Annotated in this window: 5 protein-coding genes, 1 tRNA gene and 1 pseudogene; 5 read left to right on the top strand and 2 right to left on the bottom strand. The window is 48.2% G+C overall.

The features are described from left to right. Positions 1-55: 55 nt before the first annotated feature. Positions 56-2191, bottom strand: coding sequence for an ornithine decarboxylase (locus FDW95_RS04110; RefSeq protein ID WP_115257507.1), 2136 nt, complete (start codon positions 2189-2191; stop codon positions 56-58). A gap of 468 nt (positions 2192-2659) precedes the next feature. On the opposite strand from FDW95_RS04110, the gene FDW95_RS04105 reads away from it, so the two are divergent. The 3 genes from FDW95_RS04105 (at position 2660) to FDW95_RS04095 (ending at position 5290) form a co-directional block, all read left to right on the top strand. Further along, a complete protein-coding gene (locus FDW95_RS04105) occupies positions 2660-3367 on the top strand; it encodes a DUF554 domain-containing protein (protein ID WP_096755730.1) in 708 nt (235 codons plus the stop codon). A gap of 105 nt (positions 3368-3472) precedes the next feature. Continuing rightward, positions 3473-3548 (top strand) — tRNA-Phe (locus tag FDW95_RS04100). 974 nt (positions 3549-4522) lie between these two features. Continuing rightward, a complete protein-coding gene (locus FDW95_RS04095) occupies positions 4523-5290 on the top strand; it encodes a hypothetical protein (RefSeq protein WP_115257506.1) in 768 nt (255 codons plus the stop codon). A 275-nt stretch (positions 5291-5565) separates the two neighbouring features. Here the strand turns inward: FDW95_RS04095 and FDW95_RS04090 are convergent. Then, positions 5566-6645, bottom strand: a pseudogene (locus tag FDW95_RS04090) (ImcF-related family protein); the annotation flags it as partial. A gap of 23 nt (positions 6646-6668) precedes the next feature. Between FDW95_RS04090 and FDW95_RS04085 the strand changes: the two are divergent. After that, the gene (locus FDW95_RS04085) at positions 6669-7208 is read left to right on the top strand and encodes a hypothetical protein (RefSeq protein WP_115257505.1); all 540 of its coding nucleotides are present in this window, start codon (positions 6669-6671) and stop codon (positions 7206-7208) included. 54 nt (positions 7209-7262) lie between these two features. After that, the coding region (locus FDW95_RS04080; protein ID WP_249358911.1) for a T6SS immunity protein Tli4 family protein at positions 7263-8014 on the top strand (752 nt) is incomplete at its 3' end.

Here is an 8014-nt window from a genome sequence, read left to right as displayed (position 1 = left end):
CACCTGACGGTGACCCTTTTTTTGCCGGAAATGTATCGGCCGCGCGATCCGTTTTTTATTTCAGAACATATCCATACAGACGCTTAATGCCGTCGGCGTCCGTTTCACTGTAAACCCCTTGCAGTTCAGGTGAGAAGCCCGGCAGCAGATTAACGCCCTCTTCCAGCGCCAGGAAGTAACGCTGTACCGCTCCGCCCCACACTTCACCGGGTACTACGCACAACACGCCGGGAGGATAAGGCAACGCACCTTCTGCCGCGATACGACCGGCAGCATCACTAATGCGCAACAGCTCAACATCTCCCCGGATATAAGCACTGTTGGCATCCTGCGGGTTCATGGCAACAGCGGGTAAGCTCTCCTGACGGAACATCGCTTTTTGCAGATCCTTCACATCAAAGCTCACGTACAGGTCATGCATTTCCTGACACAGTTCACGCAGCGTGTAATCCCGATAGCGCATCGGGTATTTGTTGAAGATTGTGGGCAGCACATCTGCCAGCGGCGTATCGTTCTCAATGTGCTGTTCAAACTGAGCCAGCATCGCCACCAGCTGCGCCATTTTCTCTGCGCTTTCTGCTGGCGTCAGCAGGAACAGGATTGAATTGAGGTCGCATTTTTCCGGCACAATACCATTCTCTCGCAGGTAGTGTGCGAGGATCGTCGCTGGTATACCAAAGTCAGTATACTGCCCAGTTTGCGCATCAATTCCCGGCGTGGTCAGCAGCAGTTTGCACGGATCGACAAAATACTGATCGCTCGCATAGCCGTCAAAACCATGCCATTTTGCTCCCGGCTCAAAGCTAAAGAAGCGACGCTCGCTGGCAATAACCTGCGTCGGGTATGTCTGCCAGGGCTTCCCCCCCACCATCGGGGGAATAAAGGGCTGAATCAGCTTACAGCGATCGATAATGGCTTTACGTGCCTCAATTCCTAACGCCACGCATTCCGCCCATAACCGGCGTCCGCTCTCACCTTCATGGATTTTTGCGTTAACGTCCAGCGCGGCAAATAGCGGGTAAAACGGGCTGGTGGAGGCGTGCAGCATAAAGGCATTGTTCAACCGTTTGTGCGGGCAAAAACGCGCCTGGCCGCGAATATGGTTATCTTTTTTGTGGATCTGCGAGGTTTGTGAGAACCCGGCCTGCTGTTTGTGCACCGACTGGGTGACAAAAATCCCGGGATCGTTGGGTTTGAGATCCAGTAGCAATGGCGAGCCATCCGCCATCATCGGGATAAATTGTTCGTAACCAACCCAGGCAGAGTCAAACAAAATGTAATCGCACAAACTGCCGATCTTGTCGATCACCTGTCGCGCGTTATAAATGGTCCCATCATAGGTTCCCAACTGGATAATCGCCAGACGGAACGGGCGCGGCTGGTCGGCTTTATGTGGTGCGACGTCGCGTATCTGCCCGCGCAGATACGCTTCATTAAAGCAGTGCTCATCAATGCCGCCAATAAAGCCAAACGGGTTACGCGCCGCCTCCAGATAGACTGGTGTAGCGCCGGCCTGGATCAGCGCACCATGGTGGTTTGATTTATGATTGTTACGGTCAAACAGCACCAGATCGCCACGCGTCAGCAACGCGTTGGTCACGACTTTATTGGCAGCAGAGGTGCCGTTCAGCACAAAGTATGTTTTATCTGCATTAAACACTTTTGCCGCAAACTTCTGCGCATGCTTTGCCGACCCCTCATGAATGAGCAAATCGCCCAACTTGACGTCAGCATTGCACATGTCCGCGCGAAACAAATTCTCGCCAAAGAACTCATAAAAATGCCGTCCGGCAGGATGTTTCTTAAAAAATTCACCGTGCTGATGGCCTGGGCAGGCAAAGGTACTGTTGCCCATTTCGACATACTGCGTCAGCGTGTCATAAAATGGTGGCAACAGATCGTCCTCATAACGACATGCGGCGGACTCCAGCTCCAGCCAGTCCTGTGCGTTACCGCCAATAACCGCCTCTGCACCCGCAGGTAACTCGACAGTAACCTCTGAGAAAATAAACACCGGTAAATGAAAACCTGTGCGTTTAAGCAACGCGAGGATCCCGCTGCGGCTGTCCGCAACGGTAATGACGACTGCCGCAACATCAGTAAAATCGGTACCGTCCAGTGACACCACCTGACGATGGGTAGACAGACAAGAGACCAGTTCACCACTGGCGGCAATTTTCATTGATTTCATAAGCGCAAAAACCCGTTTCGGGAAAGTCAAAGTCCCGGACAATGCCACACGGCGTTATCCCACGAAATGTTTGGTCAAACTGGTTACCAGCCCCGACCGCCAGACATCAGTAAAAGCAGATAGCCTCTGATCTTACTGTTATCCTGCAGTGAGCGTACGCCGCCGTCACCGCATGGAGGGAGAATGAGGATGTGTCGTAGAAAGGGGAGAACGTCGCGCAAAAAGGCGATGTTGAAGGTGATGTAGGGGGAATTGATTCATCCCAGGCAACCCCATTCAGACAGGAGAAAATTCGCGCAATCATGGCACCTTTCACTACCAGGCGCAAGACAAAATCCTATGCATATCCCCACAGATAAACAAGCATTTTGCCGGACAATAGCGTCATAATAATGCAATCTGAAAACATAAATATACCCCGAAAATTGCCTTCATCATCAAGACGATAACGGGTATGCAGGAGCTCATGTGGTAATCGGACCTTTTATTAATGCCAGCGCTATTTTACTTGGTGGCGTTCTCGGTACGCTGCTCAGCCAGCATTTACCCGAACGCATTCGGGTCTCAATGACCTCTATTTTCGGACTGGCTTCTCTGGGCATTGGTATCTTGCTGGTAATCAAATGCGCCAACCTGCCGGTTATGGTGCTGGCAACGCTGGTCGGCGCACTGATTGGCGAGTTGTGCCATCTGGAAAAAGGGATTAATGCGGCGGTCGCCAAAGCGCAGCAGCTTTTTTCAAAGTCAGATGCCAATGCAACGCACGAATCGTTTATTCAAAGCTTTGTCGCCATCATTGTATTGTTTTGTGCCAGCGGCACCGGGATCTTTGGGGCGATACATGAAGGCATGACCGGCGATCCAAATATTTTAATCGCGAAGTCGTTTCTCGATTTCTTCACCGCTATCATCTTCGCCTGTTCGCTGGGGATTGCGGTATCCGCCATTTGTGTGCCGATGCTGGCAATCCAGCTGACGCTCGCCGCCTGCGCCGCGCTGATCTTGCCTTTGACGACGCCTGCCATGATGGCTGACTTTAGCGCCGTAGGTGGCTTGCTGTTGCTGGCAACCGGCTTGCGTATCTGCGGAATTAAAATGTTTGCCGTCGTGAACATGCTACCTGCCCTGCTATTGGCCATGCCGCTTTCCGCCGCGTGGACGGCATTTTTTGCCTGAGAATGCGTGCAATACCAGCAATGTGGTGATAGATTGTGCAGTCTGCATTGATTTGAAGAAATTTCGTTGACGAAAAGAAGCGAATCGGTTTTAATGCGCCTCGTTGCCCGGATAGCTCAGTCGGTAGAGCAGGGGATTGAAAATCCCCGTGTCCTTGGTTCGATTCCGAGTCCGGGCACCACTATTTAGAAAAACCAGCCTACGGGCTGGTTTTTTGCTTTCTGGGGTTCCGGTAGATTTCTGGTCATCTTAGCCACAGTAACCATCACTCGGCCTCTTCCCTCCAACCCGAGCATTTCCCTTTAGCTACTCCCTGCCCTTCCGGTCACAGTGTTGTTCTCTATTCGGCTTCAAACTGCCAATAAACACTATTTCCACCTTGTATGCCTATCTGGTGGATTCATCACAGCAAGGCAGAGTCCGGTCTTTGTCCGGTCTGGGGTAGGAAAGTATCATCGCTTGATTCAGATATGTGCAAAACACTACCGCGCTTAGGGTGGTGTCCACATTTCATGTGGTAGGATCATTATCCTCATCACATACCAGCATACCGAAAATAATATTATATTGCTCCATTTTCGGATAGGATAAATTAAGAGAGCACGCAAGAATTTTTTGCATCACCACATATGCCCCCCGTGGCTGAGTATCAATAATATTGACAGAGAAGTATAATATATTCACCTTCTGTTCTTATCCTCCAGTTATCATTTTTAAGAAAACATTCAGGACTCAGATAACAGATTTTGCTGACCAGATCGTCGCGTCCTCTCGTTAAAAATAATTTATTTCCATCACCCGCTCGTTTTCTTCTTATAATATCAACGGCCTCACCAATTATTACCCAAGCCAGCATGGAAAAATTGTTACTGTAATAAGGTACAGCATTCATATCAAATTTTTATTACTATCTTCTAGAAGTACACAATATCATTGCAAGTTAACATTAAAAAACCACAAAAAACTGCATGCACATTTCAGAGATCATTCAAAAAATGCAAAAGAAATATCATTACTTATAGAATGAAATGTTTTATTGAGGATACAAATATAAAACTTAATTTTCATAAAAATTGCAAAAAGCATATAATTAAAAAACATGCCAGACTGAAACAATCAGAGTAAACAGTCAGTATTCATGAGAGACGATCATTTATGAACATCACGTTAACGATATTTTTATGTATGGCAACATTTTTATTAAACGGTTGCGTACACTCCCCCATTGATGCGAAAAAAACCAGCGTTCCCCGGACAGAGGACAGCATTAGTAAAGATGCAACAACGAAGCTCACGGATAAAGATATTTTTGGCAATGAAACCACGCTGGCGGTTTCAGAAGAGGATATTCAGGCTGCACTCGATGGGGGGAAATTCAGTGTACCGCTGAACTCTGCCGTTATTCTGGTTCAGTCCGGCAGTCGTGCGCCGGAAATGACCATGCAGCAGGAGATGGGAAAGTACTACCAAGTATCAACATTCTCCGGTATTCCAGACAGGCAGAAGCCCCTTTCCTGCAACAAAGTCAAAATGGAGGAAGGGAATGCCGTCTCCAGCGAAAATATGAACTATATGCAGGCGCTGCGTTATATTGCGGCAAAAGGGCAACAGAAAGCCGTTATTGTTTACTGGGATACACTACAAACCGGCAGGAACGACGCCGCGACAAAAGCAACCATCTGGTCGGATTACCGTGGTGAAACATTGTCCGGTTCCACATCACTGCGTTACCTGATACGTTTCGCTCTGGTGGACGTGGCAACCGGAGAATGGGCCACTTGGTCTCCGATCAATTACGAATACAGTAGCCAACAGCCGCTGGCCGAAAAAACGCCGGCGCCGATGACAGAACCACAAATCACTCAGCTCAGACAAAAAACTTATGCAGCCGTGGTTAAGGATCTGGTAAACCGCTATCAGTAACCACCCTGTGACCATTTAAATGATGTCATACCAGGTACCGCATAAAACAAAGGTGACTTTACAGACCGCCAGTGAGGATCAAATAAAAAACCAAGTTGCAGAGCCTAACTGATATTCAGTCAGTCTTCTTGCACTTCCTGATTCTTTCGGCGCTGGCGGCGCTTTATCTCCCCTTAGAGGGCGGTCACGATAAATTGCGCAGTGCTTTCGCCGGGTTCCTTTAAGGCTTCCATCTATTCAATTACCTCATGCGGCACACAAGCCTGTAATTTCTGTACCGGTCTGTCATACGGCGTCCACAGGCTGATAGCGTCCGCGTCGCCTTTCTGGCGCTGCGCTCGCCAGTCGGTATGCGCCAGGGCGTAGTCGAGGTGGGACATCAGTTGCGCCTGAATATCCTGCTTGCCGTGGAACTGTTCGCTCCAGCGCTTCGCCATAAACTGTTTCACCACTTCATTATTGCGCCCGCTTTTATCCTCCAGCATACGGATAACGCGCAGGACGGCGAGCTTCTCTTCCGATTCCGGCGGCGCATTATTCAGGTCTTTCATCAGGCCATTAAACAGGGCCGGGAGATAACGCTGTTCTAACAGATGCAGGTAGGTCTGCTCCACATAGGGACCGACGCGCGTCCCTTGATACAGCCCCATATCGGCAAGCCAGCTTCTGTCGCCCCAGTCGCCGTAGGCCAGCGTGGCGTCGCGAACGGGATTCAGCAGCGGCAGCTGGAGCTGGCCGGACTCATCGGTTCCCTGCGGCGGCGGGACATCCATAAACGACTTCGCCTGTGCCAGCACGGTCAGCCCGGCGCGATAGTTCTCGTTGTACCAGTGGTGCCAACCCCCGATGAGCAGAAGCGCTGCCACCGCGCCGCAGCCAGTAAAGATGTTCATCCGGCGGCGGGAACCAGCCAGCCACAGACGATTTTCCCCGGCAAAATTCGGCTCGGCCAGCAGCACCTCCGGAAACAGGGTGCGGGAAAAATACGGCGTGGTGTCCACCAGCGGCCAGGCGGTCAGGGAGCCGTTTTCAAGACCATACTGACGGGCTGCGGACTGGGTGAAAATATCGTCCATCTGGCCGCGTTGCAGGGAAGAGGTCAGATACACGCCGCGTAGCATAATGTCCTGATGTTCACCATCCAGCAGCGCATCCAGCAGCAGGGCGATAACCTCCCCCGCGCCCTGCATCTGGCGGGAAAAGCTGAATGCCGCGCTGCGCGCCGGTGAGGACTGCGTTAGCATCTGGTTCACCAGCGCCTGGTTCATCTGCTGGCCCCATGCCAGCCAGAAGGCGTTCAGTTCAGTACGCCAGTCATCGCTTTCATGGACATTGCGGGTGAAGGTCACGCCCAGGAAACAGGGATTCTGAGCTGGCGGTGCTGATAGCGGATACAGAGGGAGGATATCAAGATATTGATGGTTCAGGTGTACTCTCGCCTTATAGAAAGTTTGCACGTGATTTACGGATCAATATATGGAAAAAACTGTTGGGCGATGCAGTCGGAGAATTCAGTGATTTTTTACAGATGCCAGCAAAAGCGGAGGGGTGGCAACAGATAAGAGAACTAGCACTGAATAATACAAGGTATTATGAAGATGCTTTTGACTTTATACCCCAAAATTATTTAAATGATATAAAAAAGAATAATGAGTATGAAGATGACGAAAAAGGTGAACCCGCATTGCTGTGGCCTGTATATAAAAACAAAAATCTCACTATAGCAGATGCAGCTAAGAATATGCCGTTTTCTGTTGATTTCTGGCGTATGTATAAGACGGATTTTAAATTCAGAGAAGTATTATATAATAAAAAACAGAGTCTGGAAAAGATAAAGGGATATATAACCTTATTGCCTATCCACTGGACGAAAGGGGAGAATAATTTAATTGACTATCATGTGGAAATTATCGATTAAAATAATGCCTTCCCATAAACTCAAGAACATAGTATTTTAATGGAGTGCGGAGTGATGAAGACATATATTTTTTCGTTTTTCCTGTTGTTTTACTCATATACATCTTGGGCGGAAAGTACAACATGGAAAGATGAATGTATTGGATATTACCAACTGCAATTACCCGATAATTTAGAGGTCGGACTTTACCCTGCTGAAAATATTAACACTAAAGATTTGCCAATAGATGCTATCTTTGGAGAATACCACCAATATCGGAGAGGTAACATTAACAACCCTTATTCTCACTTCTATTATGGAAAGCATAGGGTTTTGGTATCGAAAAATAACGTGGTGAGCTTTAATAAATATAAAGATGATGTAGGTGAAGACCTTTCATATTTCAACCATAAATACAATACAATACAGTACTCACATGATGTTTTTTTTCTTTCATACGATGAATCCTATTCGTTATATATTTACAAAAAAAACAGATTATATCAATTTATGAAAGGTCACGATGATATTCGTCTTCGGACTGAAACAAAATATTTGAGTAGTGAATCAGGCATTCTCTCATTTCTAGAGCATTTTCAGACCAGAGAACTTTATGACATTCCTTCAGAAAAAGGATTTTGTCTGCCGTATGGTTTCATTGCTAACGATTCAGGAGCAGAGGATCGCGATATGGCGGTTACATACCGAATGAATAATCATCCGGATGTGATGATTGTCTTTCAGGATGCCAGCTATCAGTTGCCTTATAAGGTTCCGCTTAATTCTGATTTAACCCCCGTAAAGAACTATGATGCAAAGGATTACGC

The organism is Citrobacter sp. wls718 (assembly GCF_005280945.1).
Lineage (GTDB): Bacteria > Pseudomonadota > Gammaproteobacteria > Enterobacterales > Enterobacteriaceae > Citrobacter > Citrobacter gillenii.
The sequence above is the reverse complement of the archived record's forward strand: the minus strand, read 5'-3'. Positions and strand labels throughout refer to the sequence as shown.

Coding starts and splice junctions, on each gene's coding strand:
- FDW95_RS04095 (WP_115257506.1), top strand. CDS start 4,523: ATGAACATCACGTTAACGATATTTTTATGTATGGCAACATTTTTATTA.
- FDW95_RS04110 (WP_115257507.1), bottom strand. CDS start 2,191: ATGAAATCAATGAAAATTGCCGCCAGTGGTGAACTGGTCTCTTGTCTG.